The sequence below is a fragment of the Chloroflexota bacterium genome (assembly GCA_016219275.1).
Taxonomy (GTDB): domain Bacteria; phylum Chloroflexota; class Anaerolineae; order UBA4142; family UBA4142; genus JACRBM01.
Genome location: JACRBM010000075.1, coordinates 20,069 through 38,719 on the forward strand (window position 1 = coordinate 20,069; position 18,651 = coordinate 38,719).

Consider the following 18,651-nt stretch of genomic DNA (forward strand, 5'->3'; position numbering starts at 1 on the left):
GTGTCTCGATAAAATAACATTCTCGGAGGAGTCGTATGGCAAAAGCAAAAAGTCGCAAAGTACGCGTGGCAATCATCGGCGTGGGTAACTGCGCCAGTTCATTCGTGCAGGGCGTTCATTATTATCAAGACGCGCCGGTGGATACGCCAGTGCCCGGCTTGATGCACGTCAACCTGGCTGGGTATCACGTCGGCGATATTGAAATCGTCGCCGCGTTCGACATTGACAAGAACAAGGTCGGCAAAGACCTGGCGGACGCGATTTACACCAAGCCGAACAATACCCTCAAGTTCGCCGACGTGCCCAAGACGGGAGTCAGGGTGCATCGTGGAATGACGCACGATGGGCTGGGCAAATATCTGTCCCAGGTCATCGAAAAAGCGCCGGGTCCAACGGACGATGTGGTCGGTATTTTGAAAGCGACGAAAGCGGACGTCGTGATCAACTATTTGCCGGTCGGTTCGGAAGAAGCGACCAAGTGGTACGTCGAGCAGGTGCTCGAAGCGGGGTGCGCGTTCGTCAACTGCATTCCGGTTTTTATCGCGCGCGAAAAATATTGGCAGAAACGGTTTGAGGATCGCGGCTTGCCGGTAATCGGCGACGACATCAAATCCCAGGTCGGCGCGACGATCACGCACCGCGTGCTCACGCGCCTGTTCGCCGAGCGTGGCGTGCGCGTGGATCGCACGTTCCAACTCAATTTTGGCGGCAACACCGATTTCATGAACATGCTCGAACGCGAACGGCTCGAATCGAAAAAAATTTCCAAGACGAACGCGGTCACTTCGATGCTCGATTACCCACTCGATCCGGACAATGTGCACGTCGGTCCGAGCGATTACGTGCCCTGGCTCACCGATCGCAAGTGGGCGTACATTCGCATCGAAGGCACGACCTTTGGCGATGTGCCGCTGAACATCGAACTGAAACTTGAAGTCTGGGATTCGCCGAACAGCGCGGGCGTGGTGATTGACGCGGTGCGCTGCGCGAAAATCGCGCTCGAGCGCGGCATGAAAGGCGCGGTCGTCGCGCCGAGCGCGTACTTTATGAAGTCGCCGCCCAAGCAAATTCCCGACGACGAAGCGCACGCGTTGGTCGAGGAGTTCATTCGCAAATAGAGCGAGTAGACCTTCCAGGCGCTTGCGCGAAACCTGGAAGGTCTACGTTGAATGAGAACAAATGGTCTAGCAACACAGAGCAACGCATAGCAGGATGGGTTATCCCACAGTATCCCACACATATCCCACACGCGCTTGAGCATCGTAGAGCCACGCCGACCAACGCGTGGTTTTTTATTGCTTGAGCGTGTCCCAGCCCGGCGCGAGCGACACGAGCAACGTCAATCCCAGGATCGCGAGCGAAACAGGCAGAGTGAATTCGCTAAAAACCCAGGTTTCCCGAAGAAACCCGGATTTTTTCTTGACTTAACTTTTCTTGCGCCGCACAAGCCACGCGAAGAACGCGAACGCGCCGACGAGCGCCGGAATCCACGCCCAGCCACCTGGGTCGAACGCGCCTGAACCAACGCCGCTTGATCGAATGCGAATGACCGGTACATTCGCGGTTGAGGTTTGAATCTGCTCGTCGGTCGCGGTACGTGGATCGTAGCCGTACGCAAAGCCGGCGAATCCGCCGTTGATCAACACCTGTCGAATTACGCGTAGGCGTTGGCTATCGTCGTCCACCTGGGTCGCAACACCGCGAATCGTACCGCCCGGCATCAGTACTTCGATGTCTGGGTGCGCGAGGATGTTGCGATACCAATCGCTCACTTTTCCAAAGCCCGCGATGCAAAACACGTCGCCGTTTTCAATCGCGTAATTGACCGGCGCGTAACGTACCATGCCGGATTTTCTGCCGACCACTTTGAGCACCATGATGTATCCGCCGAACGGTGTGCCCATCCACGCGCCAAAACCCAGGCGGAACATCGGGACCATGAAGAATTTGTTGAGATACCAAAAAACTTTGCGAAGTTGATCTTCCATCGTCGCTTCCTTTTGAAAAGAGCAGGGGAGCAGGGGCGCGGTGGAGCAGTGGGGCTTGTTCTCCTCTGCACCCGCGCTCCTCTGCTCCCCTGACTTTATTCAGAGTATGCGTGTGTAAGCTAGCCCTTGTAGCACAACACCGGGTCGCGCGCGGCTTTCACATCATCCAAGCGCGTGACCGGCGCGGTGTGCGGCGCTTGCTTGACTAATTCTGGATTCGTGCGCGCTTCTTCCGCAATCTTGAGCAACGCATCCGCGAATTCGTCGAGACTCTCTTTCGATTGTGTTTCGGTTGGCTCGATCATAATGCACTCGGGCACAATCAGCGGAAAGTAGATTGTCGGCGGATAGTAGCCATAGTCTTCGATGCGCTTGGCGATGTCGAGTGTGTGGACACCGTACTGTTCGACGAATGGTGTGCCGGTGAGTACGAACTCGTGCTTGCATGGGCGATTGCCGAACGGCGCGCTGTACGTGTCCTTGAGTTTTGCCAGCAAGTAATTCGCGTTGAGCACCGCATTCTCCGCGATCTCGGCGATGTGCTCTTTGCCGAACGCGCGAATGTAGACATACGCGCGCACGAGCGCGAGGAAATTGCCGTAGAACGATTTCACGCGCCCAATAGATTTCTTCGGCATCGCGAATTCGTAGCGTTTGCCTTTCTTCACGACGATGGGACCGGGCAAGAATTGCGCGAGGTCTTGGCGAACCATCACCGCACCCGCCCCAGGTCCGCCGCCGCCGTGCGGTACGCTGAACGTCTTGTGCAAGTTACTGTGCATCACGTCAATACCCAGGTCGCCGGGACGCGCGACGCCGACAATCGCGTTCAGGTTCGCGCCATCGCCGTAGACCAAGCCGCCGGCGTCGTGCACGATCTGGCACGCCTCTTGAATGTTCTCCTCGAACAAGCCGAGCGTGTTCGGATTCGTAATCATCAAGCCGACGGTCTCGGCATCGGCAAGTTTGCGTAACTCGTCGAGATCAATATTGCCGCGCGAATCCGATTTGACGTGAACGATTTCAAACCCGGTCATTGAGCCGGTTGCCGGGTTCGTGCCGTGCGATGAATCGGGCACAAGCACCTTGCGGCGTTTCGTGTCTTTGCGCGCGAGGTGATACGCGCGGATGACGAGCACGCCGGTCAATTCTCCTTGCGCGCCGGCTGCCGGTTGCAGGGTCGCGCCGGGCAAACCGGAAATTTCGCCGAGCATTTGTTGCAGTTCATAAAGCAACTCGAGTGCGCCTTGCACATCGTCAACATTTTGATACGGATGCACCTGTGCGAACCCGCGCAGTTTGACCGCTTCCTCGTTGATCTTGGGATTGTACTTCATCGTGCACGAACCGAGCGGATAGATGCCCAGGTCAACGCAATAATTTTTCTGCGAGAGACGCGTAAAGTGGCGGACGACATCCACTTCGGACACTTCCGGCAATTTCAATTCGTCGCGAAGTAAGTGGCTGGGTAGTTCTGTGGTTGGAACATCGCATTCCGGTAGCGCAGTTCCTGTTCGACCGATCGCACCCAGTTCGTAAATGATGGGTTCGGGTTTATTGGCGACGATGCTCATTTCCGCGCTCCTTTTCGCTTGCCCTTGGCTTCGTTCAATGCCGCGACGAATTCGTCAATCTGTTCCTTCGTATTCATCTCGTTGACCGCGACGAGCATCGCGTTCCCCAGATGCGGATAATCCTTCGAGAGTTCGTATCCTCCGATAATTTTTCGCGCGCGGAGGTATTCGTTGATTTCCTTGACCGGGCGCGGGCACTCGACGACGAACTCGTTGAAGAATTCTTGCTTGAGATTGACGCGATAACCGACGAGGCGATTGATCTTGCGTGCGGCATAGTGGGCTTTGTGATAGCACAACTCGGCGACCTGGCGCAAGCCGGCTTTACCGAGCGTCGAGAGATACACGCACGCGGCGAGCGCGTTCAATGCCTGGTTCGAGCAAATATTCGACGTGGCTTTTTCGCGCCGAATGTGTTGCTCGCGCGCCTGCAGCGTCAGCACGAATCCGCGCCGACCTTTTGTGTCGGTGGTCTGTCCGACGAGACGCCCTGCCATCTTGCGTTGCAACTTTTCTTTCGTTGCGAACACGCCGAGGTAGGGTCCGCCGAACGCAATGGGATTGCCGAGCGATTGCCCTTCGGCGACGACGACATCCGCACCATACGCGGCGGGCGGTTGATACATGCCCAGCGAGATTGGATACGCGCTGACGATGAACAAGGCGCCAGCCGCGTGGACGCGCTCCGCCGCTGATTTCAGATCGCGCATCTGACCCAGGAAATCCGGATTCGCGACAATTACGCACGCGGTCTTGTCGTCGAGGTGTTGATCGAGCATTTGCTCGAACGACATGCTTGTGTCTTCATCGCCGACGATCTCGACGCCTTGCCCGGACAGGTAGGTACGAATCGTCGCGCGATATTCGGGATGCAAGGTTGGGCATACGAGGACTTTATCGCGATGCGTTTGATTGATCGCGAGAATCGCGCCTTCGGCGGCGGCGGTCGCGCCGTCATAGTGCGACGCGTTTGCCGCGTCCATGCCGGTCAACGCGCAAATCATGGACTGGTATTCGAAAATCGTTTGCAGTGTGCCTTGACTGATCTCGGCTTGGTACGGCGTGTACGCAGTGTAGAACTCGGTGCGGAAAATCAGATGCGGCACGGTCGCCGGAATAAAGTGGTTGTACGCACCCGCGCCGAGAAAGCACGCATTCTCGACGAGGTTCGCGTTCTTCAATGTGAGCCGCGCAATCTCGCGCGAGAGTTCAAGTTCCGAGAGTGCGCGCGGTAAATTCATTTTGGGATATTTGACCGATGCGGGGACGTCGCTGAACAACGCGTCAATCGAATCCACGCCAATCGTTTTGAGCATTGCCGCGCGGTCGGCATCGGTGTTCGGAATGTACTGATGAGCCATATATCCTCCATGTTTCTGAGATTAAACTGATAATTTTAGGTTCTCTGTTCTTATTGAATTTCCTCCTTGATTAGGTAAACTCGATTTCCCTTCATTGCAAGGTAGTGAAGAACGTTTGGCGTGTCGAAGTTGAGACCTCTTCCAGCGATTGGCCTGTCACATTCGCACTCTACGAATGCAATGCCGTCATAGATTGGACCTACTGTCCCATCTACCACTACGAATACCCTCTCGCCTTTTTGTGCTATGTATGCAATATGTTTGCTATCGGGACTAAAGATTAGTTCAACTACAAAATCGTATTTTCCTTCTTCAATTCTATCGATGATTGCTATCTGTTTTTTGTTATCTTCTGCCACGAATGCAATCCTTTGACTGTCGGGGCTAAAAACAAAAGAACCTACATGGTCGTACGGTCCCACTTCATCTCCATCGATGATAGCGAGTGACGAATGATTCAAACGGTTGACTGCGTACGCGAGATGATGGCTATCTGGGCTGAAAGTGATTTGACTGACACCGCGGTAATGTTTTTGTTCAATTGAATCAAGCACAACGAAATCCTGATAATTTGCTTCTGCCACATACGCAATGTGTTGACTATCGGCGCTAAAAACAATCGTGTCAACCCTATCGTAGATTTTAGTTTCCCGTCCATCTAGCACTACTGTCGACTTGAAGTTATCATCAATGTCAGCAACGTATGCTACATGTTGGCTATCAGAACTAAACCGAATACTCCCAAATTTAATAGAACGGTAAACTTTTCCTTGTTGACCATCAACGATTACGTACTCTCGACGATTTGGTGAACCGATGTCTCCTCCGATACTTTGGCGTATTGCTTTCCGTCTTCCATCTGCACTGATGACAATATCGGGATTGCTACTAATATTATCATTGGTCTCATAGGATTGTTTACCGATTACATGAGTAATGGTTCCGCTTTTGTTGTCTGACACATAGCTATAGATCACTTGCTGGCTATCAGCACTAAAACGATATATATCGTTAACAAAATCGTGAGATGGATCCTCTACCTCGTTTACAACCATCATCCATTTTTTGCCTCTGCTTGCTATGTAGGCAATGTGTTGACTGTCGGGACTAAATTTTATACTTTTGGGGAAGATGGAATCGTACGACCCGCCTTGTTTGCCTTTCCAGACTACTGCAACTTTACTGTCTACACTCACTTGGTACGCAATACTCAGATGGTCTGGAGCAACGGCGATTGCTGGACGAGAAGAACCAAAGTCAGCAAGCAACGTTTCTGTTACAAGTGATTGTCGTTGAGGAGCAGATAATTGTTCCTCACGAACAATAGGCGTGGGCGAAGCGGATATGGACGGATTGCATGCACAGAGAGAGAAGATGGCAAGAATTAGCGAGACAAAATTTCTATGGGGTAGGTACGCCATCATTTCCTCACGATATTTCGACCCAGCATGGCTCGTGCTATTGATTGTTCGCCCGATATGGGATCGCGTAACCCCTCAATCATCTAGCACGAGCCTTAGGTTTTCTCTCCGTTAGTGAATTTCTCCCGCCTCAATCTTCTTCTGATACGTCGCCGCGTCGAGCAATTTGTCCATCTCCGCGGCATTGCTGGGACGAATCTTGACGAACCAGCCCGCGCCGAGCGCGTCCTTGTTCACCGTCTCTGGCGAATCTTTGAGTGCGTCGTTGATCGCTTCCACTTTGCCACTGATGGGCGCGAATACATCGCTCGCGGCTTTGACGGACTCGACGACACCCAGGTTTTTGCCGGCAGTGAGCATCGCGCCGACCGAGGGCAATTCGACGAAGACGACATCGCCGAGTTGATCTTGCGCGTAATCCGAAATGCCGATCACGGCGAGGTCGCCTTCCAGTTTGACCCACTCGTGCGATTCAGCGTACTTGCGATCCGCCGCGTAGTTGATTTGTTTGTCGCTCATTTCGATCTCCTTGTCTAATTTCAGATTTCAGATTTCAGATTGCAGATTGGAGAATTTGCAATCTGCAATCTGAAATTCGCTATTTTGTTTTCGCCCGATTGGCATAGAACGGCGTCTTGACGACCTTGGCATGAAGCGGATTGCCGCGCACGACCACCTGCAATTCGGTGCCGATGGCGGCGAGTTCCGGCGTCACATAACCGAGCGCGAGATTTTTCTCGAATGTGGGCGAGAACATCCCGCTCGTGATATTACCAACCGTTTCGCCGTCTTTGACGATCTCGTACCCTTGCCGCGCGATGCCGCGCGCCATCATCTCGATGCCGACGAGTTTGCGGTACACGCCTTCGAGTTTGCGCTTGAGGATGCAATCGCGCCCGATGAAATCTTTGTTGAGATCGCACGCCCACGCCAACCCCGCCTCAATCGGATTCGTGTGCGAGCTGATCTCGTGCCCGTACAAAACCATCTTAGCTTCAAAGCGGAGCGAATCGCGCGCGCCCAAGCCGATCGGTTTCACGCCTTCGTCCTTGCCCGCTTCGAGAATCGCATCCCAAACATGTTTGCCGTGACTCGTCGGGACGAACAACTCGAAACCATCTTCGCCGGTGTAACCCGTGCGCGCGACGATGCCGCGCTCTTTGCCGATTCCGAATTGCCGCGCGTGATGGTACTTGATCTTCGACAGATCGAACGATTCGAGTTTTTGCAAAACCTGTTCGGCTTTCGGTCCCTGGAATGCAAGCATGTAGAATAAATCGGAAACATCGCGCAGTTGGACTTTGAATCTGGTGCGTTGAGCGGTCATCCACGCAAAATCCTTTTCCTTGTTCGACGCGTTGACGACAACCATGTACTTGGATGGCTGACTGCGTTTGTTGCTGGGCAGGTGGTAGACAAACGTGTCATCCACAATCGTGCCATCGGCGTAACACATGACGGCGTACTTGGCTTGATTCAAATCCAGTTGTGAAATGTCCGAGCTAAGTAGGTGTTGCGCGAACGCGAGCGCATCGCGCCCGGTCACTTCGATCTGTCCCATGTGATCAATGTCGAACAAACCGGCGGCGGTACGCACCGCGCGATGTTCGTCGAGAATACCGGTGTACTGCACCGGCATTTCCCAGCCGCCGAACTCGACCATGCGCGCGCCGAGCGCAACGTGCGTGTCGAATAAAGGCGTACGTTTTAGGGTCATGGATTTCTCCTTTCGTGGTACTTTAGCCACGCCCTTAAGGGCGTGGCTAAGTGGCTAAAGGTCATTCGATTGTATCCTCTGCATCAATTTTCAACGTCCCAGCTTCGCGCGTATTGATTTGCAACGTCAACCGATGCGCCTCGCGCGAGAGCGGTTGGTCTTGTACGCGAATCGTGACGGTGCTGTGGAGTGGAAAGGCGACTGGCGCGTCGAGCGAGACCTGGTCGGCGCGCCGTTGCGGCGCATCGTTTATGCTGAAGAACACGCGATCGAGCGGGACTGGGTGTCCATCAATTTCGAGTGGGCTGAACCCGAGTAACGTCCCAGGGGCAAGTGCATTTTGAAGCTTGAGTTCAAAACCGGTGGGGGTATTTTTGAAACTGCCCTTGACGTACAATTTCTTGAGCAAGAATGTAGGAATCATCGTTGGCATCAGCGCCTCCTTGAGTTCGCAAATTGGAAATTTGCGTTACGGAAAATAAAAAAGGACACGCGAAAAACTTTCGCATGTCCTCTGTTGGATTGCCTGAGAGATTCGTCACCCTAGACTTGCCCCTTCGGCGTTGAGAAACGATCCTCAACTTTCCAGAGATTTGATTGGTTTGGGGTTCTTTGACCTGAGAGATTCGTCAACCGATTTGCGGTCGGTAGATTTGCCCCTTCGGTGTTCGCGTCGCGATAATGTGCGCGCCGCGAAACTCTCCCCCGCGTACCGTGCGATTCAGTTGTCTGACAACTGCATTATAACGAAGCCGGAAAGATTGTCAATGTTGAGGCGAGGCATTCGCAAGGAGGCAATTGGTGGCGAATGATTCCAAACTGCAGTCGCGGTGCTCTGATCTGCAACTTGGGCGAATGCCTCGCTCTTACCCCGCGCAACATTTGCGCGCTGATGCTTGTCACGCGTTGAATCTTGAGTACAATGAGCGTCACTTGAGGAAAACGAATGGCATATCAACCACCCGCACATGGTTTTCGCACGTTCTTGATCGTATGGATCACCCAATCCGTTTCCGTGTTTGGCAGCGCGCTGACGTTTTTCGCCGTCACGATTTGGCTGACGCAAACGATGTATCCGCGCGCGGAACAAAAAGCGGAACTCGCGTTCGCGTTGTCGGCGGTGAGTCTGGCGTTCGCGTTGCCGACGGTGTTCGGCGCGCCGATTGCCGGCGCGTGGGCGGATCGTCACGACCGCAAACGAACGATGATGCTCGCGGATTTTATCAGCGGGTTGATTAGTTTGGCGTTGGCGCTGTTGATGCTGACGCAATCGTTGAACCTACCGTTGCTCATCGCGATTGTGGTCGTGCACGCGGCGGTCAGCGCGTTTCATCAATCCGCGTTCGACACGTCGTACGCGATGCTCGTGCCAGAAAAACAACTGCCGCGCGCGAACGGAATGATGCAAACGATCTGGTCGCTCTCCGGGATTCTCTCGCCGATGCTTGCCGCAACGTTGATCGCGTTGCCGTCGCTCGCGCGTCAAGGCGCGCTCCCCGGTGCGATTGGCGCGTTCCTCGCGTCGTTCGCCGATGGCGCGCCGCTCGCGATCGCGCTTGATGCGATCACGTTCTTCTTTGCGGCGAGTGTGTTGATCTTTTTGTTCATCCCCTCGCCGCAACGCACCGATTTGCACGACGCGACCGGCGCGAAGAAATCCATCTGGGCGGACGTGAAAATCGGCGCGGTCTACATTTGGCGACGGCGTCCGTTGTTGTGGTTGCTCGGTACGTTCACGGTCGCGAATTTTGTCGGCTCGCCGCTGGGTGTGTTCATGCCGCTCATCGTCAAGTTCAATCTCGCCGACGATTGGAGCGCGCGCGGTTTTACGTTCGAGACCGCGCTCGCGTTCCTCAGTTCGGTCGCCAGCGTCGGCGGTATTGCCGGCGGCTTGCTGATGAGCGCGTGGGGCGGTTTGAAAGCGCGTCGCGTGTACGGTGTTGTGCTTGGACTCATCGGGCAGGGCATCGCGATGATCGCGCTGGGTCTCTCGCCGGTGTTGTATCTCACGAGCGCGATGGCGATGCTCGCGCACGCGATGCTCCCGATAACCAACGCGCACTCACAGGCGATTTGGCAAACACAAACCCCGCGCGAGTTGCAAGGACGTGTGTTCGCAGTGCGGCGACTCATCGCGCAGTTCACCTGGCCCCTCAGCACCGCGCTCGCCGGTCTGCTCGGCGGCTGGTTCAATCCCGGCGCGGTGATCGCCGTGCTCGGCGCAATCCTCGTCGTGTTCTGCATCGCGCAAATGTTCAATCCGTACCTGGTGCGCGTCGAGGACAAGGCGTGGCTCGATCGGCTCGCCGCGCAAGCCGAGGCAGCGGAATAATTGCGCGTTCGTCCAAGTTGAATTATAATTGCGTTTGAAAGGAAGTTCTCTTGGAATCCTCAAACGAAACACAGTCCAGTTTTGTCAATTTCGATTCACTGCCTCCGCCGGAGCAACTCCCGCCGCCCGAACAACTGCTCCCGCCGGCGAAACCCTCCGCGTGGGCAGGCATCCGCTCGGCGGTGCGCGAGTTGGTCGAAACGTTGGTTTTGACGCTCGTTATTTTTTTGCTGATTCGATTCGCGGTGCAGAACTTTCGCATCGAAGGATTCAGCATGGAGCCGAATTTTCACGATGGGCAATTCATCCTCGTGAACAAAGTCGAGTACATGATCAAGTTGCCCGAGCGCGGCGACGTGGTCGTGCTGATCCCGCCGACGAGCGCGAATCGCGATTTCATCAAACGCGTCATTGGCTTGCCGGGCGATCAAGTGCAAATCACCGACGGTAAAGTGTACATCAACGGCAAGCAATTGGATGAACCGTATCCGCTCAATCCTGGGTCGTACACGACCGGCGCGCAGACGATTGCGCCCGAAGAATATTTCGTGCTCGGCGACAACCGCAACAATTCGAGCGACTCGCACGCGTGGGGCACCGTGTCTGCCAAGAAAATTGTGGGCAAGGTCTGGGCGACGTACTGGCCCCCCCAGATGATGGGTTTTGTGCCGGATTATTCTTACGCCTCAAAATAAATCCCCGTGAAACCAAACGATGACGAAATCCGCCTGATGGTGCAACAAGTGGTCGAGCGCGTGCTGGCTGAAAAACGCGCGACCACACCGAGCGCGTCCGCTTTATCAAAAACGGTCGCGCTCGGCGCAGACCATGGCGGATTCGCGATGAAGCAAGACCTGAGCAAGTACCTCGTCGAACTCGGGTACGCGGTCAACGACTGCGGTGCGTTTTCGACCGACCCCGTGGATTATCCTGACATTGCGTACGCGGTCGCAAAACTCGTGAGCGATGGCGCGGCGGCGCGCGGCATCATTATTGACGGCGCGGGCATTGGCTCCGCAATGGTCGCGAACAAGGTGCCGGGCGTGCGCGCCGCGTTATGCTACGATCTTTCGACGGCGCGCAACGCGCGCGAGCACAATGACGCGAATGTATTGACGCTCGGCGCGCGCTTGATCGGGGCAGGACTCGCGCGCGATATTGTAAAAGCGTTTCTCGAAACCGAGTGTACGGAAGAGCGGCACAAGAAACGCGTCGCGAAGATTATGGATGTGGAGCGACGGTACTTGAAGAAATGACGGAGGACGGAAGACGAATGACGGATGAGATTCCGTCCTCCGTCTTCCGTCTTCCATCAAAGGGTTTGCTATGCCAACCAACGAATCCCAAGTTCAAGAAATCACGCGCGCGATTGTCGACGCGCTGACCAAGTATGCGGTGCCGCTGTCGGGCATTGCCGAGGGACACGCGTGCTCTGATTGCCAGACGTGCGCGCAGAAATGCCCGGAGCGCGTGCGCGAAATGATGAACGCGGGCGCGACGCGTATTACCGCGCGGATGGGAGTGACGGCTGTGCCGAAGGACATTACGAAATTCATTGATCACACATTGTTGAAACCCGAAGCGACGCCGAGCGAGATTGACAAGCTGTGCAAGGAAGCGGCGGAGTATCACTTTGCCGCCGTGTGCGTCAATCCGCCGTTCGTCAAACAGTGCGCGCAAATTCTGCGCGGCGCCGATGTCGCGGTCGCGGCGGTCGTCGGCTTTCCGCTCGGCGCGCACACGACCGAGACCAAGGTGTTCGAGACCAAGCAAGCCGTCGCGGACGGCGCGAGCGAAATTGATATGGTCATCAACATCGGCGCGCTCAAAGCCAAGCAGTACGACTTGGTGCGCGACGATATTCGCGGCATCGCCGAGGCGGCGCACGCTGGGAACGCGATTCTCAAAGTCATCATCGAAGCCGCGCTGTTGACCGACGACGAAAAAGTGCGCTCATGCGAACTCGCGAAAGAGGCGGGCGCGGATTTCGTCAAGACTTCGACCGGGTTTGGTCCGGGCGGCGCGACCGCGCACGATGTCGCGCTCATGTCGCGCACGGTCGCGGGCGAACTCGGAGTGAAAGCGGCGGGCGGCATTCGGAATCTCGAACAGGCGCAAGCGATGATCCAAGCCGGCGCGACGCGCATCGGCGCAAGCGCGGGCGTCGCGATTGTCAAACAGTCGCGCGGCGAAAAGGTCGAAGCCAAGACCAAGTATTGAGTGGGCAGTAGATCGCGGTCGGCAGGCAGTGGGACAGTGAGACAGTAGCGAACGGACGCAGTTCCGTTCGTTTTGACATAGAGACAGGGAGACACGGCGAGAATGAATCGCATTCAAATCATGGCAGGCGACGTGACCGCGTTCGCTGAGTTGAATGACTCGCCGACCGCGCGCGCGATTTGGGACGCATTGCCGATCCAGGCGCGCGCGAACGCCTGGGGCGATGAAATCTATTTTGCGATTCCGGTGAAACGCGGACAAGAAGCGGATGCGCGTGACGTGGTGGCGATGGGCGAACTGGGATACTGGGTGCCGGGTCACGCGTTTTGCATTTTCTTTGGGCGCACGCCGGCAAGTCGCGGCGACGAGATCCGCGCGGCAAGCCCGGTGAACATCATCGGTCAAGTCGTGGGCGATGCGCGCGTCTTCAAGAAAGTAAAGGATGGCGCGGCGATCATGTTGAGTGCGGTGGAAGGATAGCCATTCTGTTTTTGTCATTTCGACGAGCGCTTTTTGCGAGGAGAAATCTCGCGCGATAATGAGGAGAGATTTCTCGCTGCGCTCGAAATGACAGTTCCTCGTCGTTGTCATTTCGACGAACGTTTCTTGTGAGGAGAAATCTCGCGTGATGCTGGGAGAGCGATTTCTCGCTGTGCGCGAAATGACAGTTTTTTGTCGTTGTCATTTCGACGAGCGCATTTTGCGAGGAGAAATCTCGCGTGATGCTGGGAGAGCGATTTCTCGCTGCGCTCAAAATGACAAAGAGTATTTGGTTCGTTTGAGGGAATGTTTGCCGTGATGAGAAATTACTATGTCTACATCATGACCAACAAGTCGCGGACGCTCTACGTTGGAATGACCAACAATTTGGAACGCCGTGTTTACGAGTACAAACACAAACTGATTGAAGGTTTTACCAGTCGTTACAATATCACGCAATTGGTTTACCATGAAGTTTACTCTGATGTGCGTGAAACGATTGCGCGTGAAAAGCAAGTAAAGGACTGGCGGCGCGAGAAAAAGATTGCGTTGGTTGAATCACTGAATCCAACTTGGCGTGACCTGTCTGAAGACTGGGCAAGGTGAGATTTCTCGCTGCGCTCGAAATGACAGTGGTTGGGTTTTGTCATTTCGAGGGAGCGGAGCGACTGAGAAATCGCGCGTGATAGTGGGGAGCGATTTCTCGCTGTGCGCGAGATGACAGTTTTTCGTCGTTGTCATTTCGACGAGCGCATTTCGCGAGGAGAAATCTCGCGCGATGCTGGGAGAGCGATTTCTCGCTGTGCGCGAAATGAAAGTTGGGCAACTTGTACCAAACCCTGTGAATAGGAAAAACCGAGATGACCGACACCACACCCGCACGAAAAAAATTCGAAAGCGAACTAGCGGTGCTGGTCGAACGTTTTGACAAGCAATCTGCCGATTACAAGCGCACCGATTACCTCGAATCGCAAGCGCGGATTGATTTCATTGATCCGTTCTTTGAAGCGTTGGGCTGGGATGTGCGCAACACCCAGGGTTTGTCTGTGCGCGAGCGCGATGTCATCGTCGAGAGTGGACAAACGAGCGGTCGTCCCGATTACAATTTCCGGATGAACGGGTTGACCCAGTTTTTTGTCGAAGCCAAAGCGCCGCGCGTGCCGCTTGAAGCGAGCCGTGTGGTTCTCCAAGCCAAGAAATACGCGTTCAACGAAACCAGCCAATTGGTTCTACTTGCCGCGACAACGGACTTTGAAGAGTTCCGTTTGTACGAGGTGCGCGATATTTCTTATCTCCGGCGCGTGAACAAGGGTTTGATTTTTGCGTATCGTTATGACGAGTACCTAACGTCCAAGGCGTTGGATGATTTGTGGAAACTGTCGCGCGAATCTGTCGCCGCGGGCAGTCTCAATGTGCTGATTGCGCCGACCACGCGCCGTTCCCAACGCATTCCACTCGACCAACAATTTTTGGCTGATCTAGTGGGCTGGCGCGAAAAATTGGCGAAAGCTATTTACAAAGCGCATCCGGATTTAGAGGCGGACGACCTCAACAGTGTTGTGCAAGTGTTCCTCGACCGTTTGATTTTTATTCGCGTCGCCGAAGATCGCGGCGTGCTTCCTCAGGGTCAACTCCTCGATATTGCACGGCATTGGTCGCAGGCGGAACAGTCCAAGCCCATCGTCGCCGAACTCATCCCCTTGTTTCGCGTTGTCAATCAACAACTGAATGGCGAAATTTTCAAACCGCACAAATGCGAAGACCTCAAATGGGATTCGGCGATTGTCGCGGAAATCATTGACGAAGGTTTGGAGCCATACAACTTTGCTCAAATCGGCGTCGAATTGCTCGGCTCGATTTACGAACGCTATCTCGGCAAGACGATTCGTGTGACCGAGACACGCGCGATGATCGAGGACAAGCCCGCCGTGCGGAAAGCGGGCGGCGTTTACTACACGCCCAAGTACATTGTGGATTACATCGTCGCGCAAACGGTAGGCAAACTGATCGAAGGCAAGACGCCGAAGCAAATCGAGAAATTGAGAATACTCGATCCCGCGTGTGGTTCGGGTTCGTTCTTGCTCGGCGCGTACCAAACCCTGCTCGATTATCACACACGCTATTTCGCCGAACGCGCGGAACGACGCGGCGGCGGATCGCCGCATCAAGCGCGTTTGCTGCGCGAGCCGCGCGCCGAGTACGGCGAGTTTCGGTTATCGCTCGAACAGAAATCTCAAATTCTAAGCGACCATATCTTTGGCGTGGACATTGACCCGCAAGCCGTCGAGATTACGATGATGAGTTTGTACATCAAAATGTTGGAGGGCGAACGCGGCGCGATTACCGGGCAAGGTGTTTTGCCCCGTTTGCGCGACAACATCAAGTGTGGCAACTCGTTGATTGGGTACGACATTGGCGACCTGGACGCCAAAGAAAAACGACGCATCAACCCGTTCGATTGGCGCAGCCAGAGCGAGGGCTTTGGCGCGATTATGGACGCGGGCGGATTTGACGCGGTGATTGGTAATCCGCCGTATGGGGCGTATTTGTACGAGACGGAAAAAGAATATCTGAATTCCGCGTATCAATGTCAAAGCTACCAACTCGATAGTTACCTTTTGTTCTTGGAAAAATCGGTCAGAGATTTGGTCAAGCGCGGCGGATTTTGGGGGATGATTGTTCCCAATCCTTGGCTTACGAATGTGTTACAAGGGAACATCCGGAAATTTGTAATCGAAAACACGCGCATCGTAGAAATTGTTCACTTTCGATTTCCCGTGTTCCATCAGGTCACGGTAGACACGGAAATCGTCGTACTGCAGACCGGCAATCCGAAGGGCTGGCAATCTGTTGCGACGATTGTTGAATCGCTAGACGCGTTTGAGGCGGGCTTGAGCCGGGATGGGATCCAGCATATCCGCCACAATCAAGACGGGTGGCGCGAATCAGCGGAACAAGTCATCAATATTTTTCTTGGATCGGCAGAGAAATCACTCGCCCGCAAATGCGCGCGCCTTGGCACTGTGCTAGATACGCTTTGTGAAATCAACGTGGGCATCAAGCCGTACCAAGTGGGCAAGGGCAATCCACCATAAACACGTCAGGTTGTCGAAGAAAGAATTTACGATAGCAATCGTCAGGTGAGTAGATTGTATCGCCGGTATCTCAGAGGCAGTGACATTGGGCGATACAAGATTGAGCCGCTTGAGCCGCGCTTTTTGAAATATGGAGCGTGGTTGGCTGAACCACGCCCCTCCGCGAACTTCGACGCGCCTGAAAAAATCGTGATGCGCCAGACGGGCGATAGCATCGTTGCAACTTTGGACACAGCGCAGAATTTGTGTTTGAACAACATGCACGTTCTGGTCCCCATCCAAGAAGAGCCGCCTCTCCGCTACATTCTCGGCGTGTTGAATTCGCGGCTGACGAATTGGTATTACCACACGCTGAACCCTGAAGTTGGAGAAGCGCTTGCCGAAGTTAAAAAGACCAATGTTGCGCGTTTGCCCATTTTCATTCCCGCCGACCAATCGCGCCACGATAAAATGGTCGCGCTCGTGGACAAGCTGCTCGACCTGCACAAGCAAAAGCAATCTGCCAAAAGCGACACGATGCGCGAACGCATCGAACGCGAAATCAATGTGACGGATGAACAGATTGACGCGTTAGTGTATGAGTTGTACGGACTGACGAAAGAGGAGATCAAAATCATCGAAGCGGACAAGGAGATGAGGTGATGCCAAGCAAGGGAGCAGAGGAGCAGAGGGGCAAGGGTGAAGAACTGCGTCGCAACAATGCTCCCCTGCGCCCACGCACCCTTGCTCCCCTGCTCCCGTACCTCGCGCTCGTCCTCGGCGTCACCGCGATGGGCATGTCCGGCATTTTCGTTCGTTGGGCAAACGCGCCGGGCGCGGTCACCGGTTTTTATCGAATGCTAATCGCGATTGCCGTGTTCGCGCTGCCGGTCGGTCTGCGCTGGAAACGCGAGTCGCCCTTGTCGGCGCGTCATTTGTGGTTCGCCGTGCTCGGCGGTATTTTCTTCGCGTTCGATCTCGCGATCTGGAACACGTCGGTGATGATGACCTCGGCGGCGAACGCGACCTTGTTCGGCAACACGTCCGTCATCTGGGTCGCGCTCGGCGCGCTGATTCTGTTCAAAGAAAAGTTGCGCCCGATTTTTTGGGGCGGCTTGATCCTCGCGTGCATCGGCATCCTGGTCGTCCTGGGTCAAGATTTTCTCACGCATCCGACGCTCGGCTGGGGCGATACGCTCGCGATGGTCGCAGGTGTGTGGTACGGTTTTTTCTTTCTCGTCGCCGAGCGTGCGCGCGACAAACTCAGTTCGCTCGTCGCGTGGTGGGTGTCCTCCGCCGCGAGCACGGTTGGGCTGTTCGCGATTTGCCTCGCGCTTGGTTATCCCTTGCTCGGCTATCCGCCCGAAACGTACTGGAGCATCCTGGGTCTCGCGATTGTCGTCCAGGTGATCAGTTTGCTCTCGGTGAATTACGCGCTTGGACATTTGCCCGCGTCTATTGTCGCGCCAACGTCGCTCGGTCAGCCGGTCGTCACCGCGATTCTCGCGATCCCCCTCCTGGGTCAATCGCTCGATGGGCTGCAAATTGTCGGCGGGTTGTTGGTGATGGCGGGTATCATCATCGTGCATCGGTCGAAAGCGCGATGAAATCACGTGGGTTGCCGATGCTCGTGCTCGCGTTCGGCATCCTCGCGGTGAGCATGTCCGCGATTCTCGTCCGCTGGGCGAACGCGCCGCCGACGGTGATCGGCTTTTGGCGAATGCTGTTCGCCGCGCTCGTGATGACGATTCCGGCGGGCAACGCGCTGCGCCGCGCGCCACGCGCCACGCGGCACACCTTGTTTGCCGCGCTCGCCGGTTTTTTCTTCGCGATCAACCTCGCCGTGTGGAACACGGGTGCGCTCATCACAACCGCGGCGAATGTGACCTTGCTCGGCAACTTGTCAATCATCTGGGTCCCGCTCGCGGCGATGTTTGTGTTCAAGACTCGTTTGCGCCGCGCATTTTGGGGCGGGCTGGCGCTGGCGGCGGTCGGCGTGATGCTGATCCTGGGTCAGGATTTGCTCGCGCATCCGGCGCTCGGCGTCGGCGACGCGTATGGCATCGGCGCGAGTTTTCTGTACACCGTCTATTTGCTTGCGATGGAACGCGCGCGCGCGGGGTTGAGCGCGCTCATCGCATGGTGGCTTTCGACCGTGGTCGGCGCGGTGACGTTGCTCGCGTTGAGCATCGCGCTTGGCGCGCCGCTCGCCGGTTATCCGCTCACAAGTTTCGCGATCTTTGCGACGATGGCGTTCGTCGTCCAGATCGGCGGATTCTTGTCGCTCAATTACGCGCTCGGTCATTTGCCCGCGCCGCTCGTCTCGACGTCGCTTCTCGCGCAAATGGTCATCACCGCGTTGCTGGCGGTACCGTTGCTGGGTCAGTCGCTCGCGCTCGTCCAAGCGATTGGCGGTTTACTTGTGCTGCTTGGAATTTTTGTCGTGCATCGTTCAAAAACCAAAGGATGAAGGCAGAAGGATGA

General features: G+C 55.4%; 18 protein-coding genes and 1 riboswitch. Of the genes, 11 read left to right on the plus strand and 7 right to left on the minus strand.

Annotation, left to right across the window (positions count from 1 at the left end; genetic code table 11):
* Positions 1-35 precede the first annotated feature (35 nt).
* Entirely contained in the window at positions 36-1,118 is a 1,083-nt protein-coding gene (locus tag HY868_21265; GenBank protein MBI5304677.1) for an inositol-3-phosphate synthase, read from the plus strand.
* A 306-nt stretch (positions 1,119-1,424) separates the two neighbouring features.
* On the opposite strand, the gene HY868_21270 is transcribed toward HY868_21265, so the two are convergent.
* The 7 genes from HY868_21270 to HY868_21300 form a co-directional block, all read right to left on the minus strand.
* Complete coding sequence (locus tag HY868_21270) at positions 1,425-1,988, minus strand: nitroreductase family deazaflavin-dependent oxidoreductase (GenBank protein ID MBI5304678.1); 564 nt, start codon at positions 1,986-1,988, stop codon at positions 1,425-1,427.
* A gap of 119 nt (positions 1,989-2,107) precedes the next feature.
* The gene (gene gcvPB / locus HY868_21275) at positions 2,108-3,562 is read right to left on the minus strand and encodes an aminomethyl-transferring glycine dehydrogenase subunit GcvPB (GenBank protein MBI5304679.1); all 1,455 of its coding nucleotides are present in this window, start codon (positions 3,560-3,562) and stop codon (positions 2,108-2,110) included.
* Positions 3,559-4,923, minus strand: a complete 1,365-nt coding sequence (gene gcvPA, locus HY868_21280) for an aminomethyl-transferring glycine dehydrogenase subunit GcvPA (GenBank protein ID MBI5304680.1) — start codon at positions 4,921-4,923, stop codon at positions 3,559-3,561. Before gcvPA ends, gcvPB begins: the two co-directional genes overlap by 4 nt.
* Positions 4,924-4,973: 50 nt before the next feature.
* Entirely contained in the window at positions 4,974-6,344 is a 1,371-nt protein-coding gene (locus HY868_21285; protein MBI5304681.1) for a PD40 domain-containing protein, read from the minus strand.
* 111 nt (positions 6,345-6,455) lie between these two features.
* Positions 6,456-6,863 carry a glycine cleavage system protein GcvH gene (gene gcvH / locus HY868_21290; GenBank protein ID MBI5304682.1) on the minus strand — a complete coding sequence of 136 codons (408 nt, stop codon included), beginning with the start codon at positions 6,861-6,863 and terminating at the stop codon, positions 6,456-6,458.
* Positions 6,864-6,942: 79 nt separating this feature from the next.
* Positions 6,943-8,061 carry a glycine cleavage system aminomethyltransferase GcvT gene (gcvT, locus tag HY868_21295; GenBank protein MBI5304683.1) on the minus strand — a complete coding sequence of 373 codons (1,119 nt, stop codon included), beginning with the start codon at positions 8,059-8,061 and terminating at the stop codon, positions 6,943-6,945.
* A gap of 61 nt (positions 8,062-8,122) precedes the next feature.
* Positions 8,123-8,494: a hypothetical protein gene (locus HY868_21300; GenBank protein ID MBI5304684.1), complete on the minus strand. Its 372-nt coding sequence runs from the start codon at positions 8,492-8,494 to the stop codon at positions 8,123-8,125.
* Between the two features lie 71 nt (positions 8,495-8,565).
* Positions 8,566-8,660, minus strand: a riboswitch (glycine riboswitch).
* Positions 8,661-9,007: 347 nt separating this feature from the next.
* Here HY868_21300 and HY868_21305 point away from each other — a divergent pair.
* From HY868_21305 to HY868_21350, 10 genes are all read left to right on the plus strand, one after another.
* Positions 9,008-10,393 carry an MFS transporter gene (locus tag HY868_21305; GenBank protein MBI5304685.1) on the plus strand — a complete coding sequence of 462 codons (1,386 nt, stop codon included), beginning with the start codon at positions 9,008-9,010 and terminating at the stop codon, positions 10,391-10,393.
* 50 nt (positions 10,394-10,443) lie between these two features.
* Complete coding sequence (lepB, locus tag HY868_21310; GenBank protein MBI5304686.1) at positions 10,444-11,088, plus strand: signal peptidase I; 645 nt, start codon at positions 10,444-10,446, stop codon at positions 11,086-11,088.
* 36 nt (positions 11,089-11,124) lie between these two features.
* Positions 11,125-11,649 carry a ribose 5-phosphate isomerase B gene (rpiB, locus tag HY868_21315; protein MBI5304687.1) on the plus strand — a complete coding sequence of 175 codons (525 nt, stop codon included), beginning with the start codon at positions 11,125-11,127 and terminating at the stop codon, positions 11,647-11,649.
* A gap of 274 nt (positions 11,650-11,923) precedes the next feature.
* The gene (deoC, locus tag HY868_21320) at positions 11,924-12,613 is read left to right on the plus strand and encodes a deoxyribose-phosphate aldolase (protein ID MBI5304688.1); all 690 of its coding nucleotides are present in this window, start codon (positions 11,924-11,926) and stop codon (positions 12,611-12,613) included.
* Positions 12,614-12,715: 102 nt separating this feature from the next.
* Complete coding sequence (locus tag HY868_21325) at positions 12,716-13,093, plus strand: hypothetical protein (GenBank protein MBI5304689.1); 378 nt, start codon at positions 12,716-12,718, stop codon at positions 13,091-13,093.
* A gap of 318 nt (positions 13,094-13,411) precedes the next feature.
* Positions 13,412-13,699 (plus strand): GIY-YIG nuclease family protein, encoded by a 288-nt coding sequence (locus tag HY868_21330; protein MBI5304690.1) that lies wholly within the window; start codon positions 13,412-13,414, stop codon positions 13,697-13,699.
* A 254-nt stretch (positions 13,700-13,953) separates the two neighbouring features.
* Positions 13,954-16,188: an N-6 DNA methylase gene (locus HY868_21335; protein ID MBI5304691.1), complete on the plus strand. Its 2,235-nt coding sequence runs from the start codon at positions 13,954-13,956 to the stop codon at positions 16,186-16,188.
* A 45-nt stretch (positions 16,189-16,233) separates the two neighbouring features.
* Complete coding sequence (locus HY868_21340; GenBank protein ID MBI5304692.1) at positions 16,234-16,830, plus strand: hypothetical protein; 597 nt, start codon at positions 16,234-16,236, stop codon at positions 16,828-16,830.
* Complete coding sequence (locus HY868_21345) at positions 16,830-17,774, plus strand: DMT family transporter (protein MBI5304693.1); 945 nt, start codon at positions 16,830-16,832, stop codon at positions 17,772-17,774. The genes HY868_21340 and HY868_21345 overlap by 1 nt, the downstream gene beginning before the upstream one ends.
* Positions 17,771-18,637, plus strand: coding sequence for a DMT family transporter (locus HY868_21350; protein ID MBI5304694.1), 867 nt, complete (start codon positions 17,771-17,773; stop codon positions 18,635-18,637). Before HY868_21345 ends, HY868_21350 begins: the two co-directional genes overlap by 4 nt.
* The last annotated feature ends 14 nt before the right edge of the window (positions 18,638-18,651 follow it).

Bases quoted from the DNA above. Each gene is read 5' to 3' on its own strand.
- gcvH (MBI5304682.1), bottom strand. From the start codon at position 6,863: ATGAGCGACAAACAAATCAACTACGCGGCGGATCGCAAGTACGCTGAA.
- rpiB (MBI5304687.1), top strand. From the start codon at position 11,125: ATGGTGCAACAAGTGGTCGAGCGCGTGCTGGCTGAAAAACGCGCGACC.
- HY868_21270 (MBI5304678.1), bottom strand. From the start codon at position 1,988: ATGGAAGATCAACTTCGCAAAGTTTTTTGGTATCTCAACAAATTCTTC.
- gcvPA (MBI5304680.1), bottom strand. From the start codon at position 4,923: ATGGCTCATCAGTACATTCCGAACACCGATGCCGACCGCGCGGCAATG.
- gcvT (MBI5304683.1), bottom strand. From the start codon at position 8,061: ATGACCCTAAAACGTACGCCTTTATTCGACACGCACGTTGCGCTCGGC.
- HY868_21345 (MBI5304693.1), top strand. From the start codon at position 16,830: ATGCCAAGCAAGGGAGCAGAGGAGCAGAGGGGCAAGGGTGAAGAACTG.
- HY868_21330 (MBI5304690.1), top strand. From the start codon at position 13,412: ATGAGAAATTACTATGTCTACATCATGACCAACAAGTCGCGGACGCTC.
- HY868_21285 (MBI5304681.1), bottom strand. From the start codon at position 6,344: ATGGCGTACCTACCCCATAGAAATTTTGTCTCGCTAATTCTTGCCATC.
- HY868_21325 (MBI5304689.1), top strand. From the start codon at position 12,716: ATGAATCGCATTCAAATCATGGCAGGCGACGTGACCGCGTTCGCTGAG.
- HY868_21350 (MBI5304694.1), top strand. From the start codon at position 17,771: ATGAAATCACGTGGGTTGCCGATGCTCGTGCTCGCGTTCGGCATCCTC.
- HY868_21265 (MBI5304677.1), top strand. From the start codon at position 36: ATGGCAAAAGCAAAAAGTCGCAAAGTACGCGTGGCAATCATCGGCGTG.
- gcvPB (MBI5304679.1), bottom strand. From the start codon at position 3,562: ATGAGCATCGTCGCCAATAAACCCGAACCCATCATTTACGAACTGGGT.
- HY868_21305 (MBI5304685.1), top strand. From the start codon at position 9,008: ATGGCATATCAACCACCCGCACATGGTTTTCGCACGTTCTTGATCGTA.
- HY868_21335 (MBI5304691.1), top strand. From the start codon at position 13,954: ATGACCGACACCACACCCGCACGAAAAAAATTCGAAAGCGAACTAGCG.
- HY868_21300 (MBI5304684.1), bottom strand. From the start codon at position 8,494: ATGCCAACGATGATTCCTACATTCTTGCTCAAGAAATTGTACGTCAAG.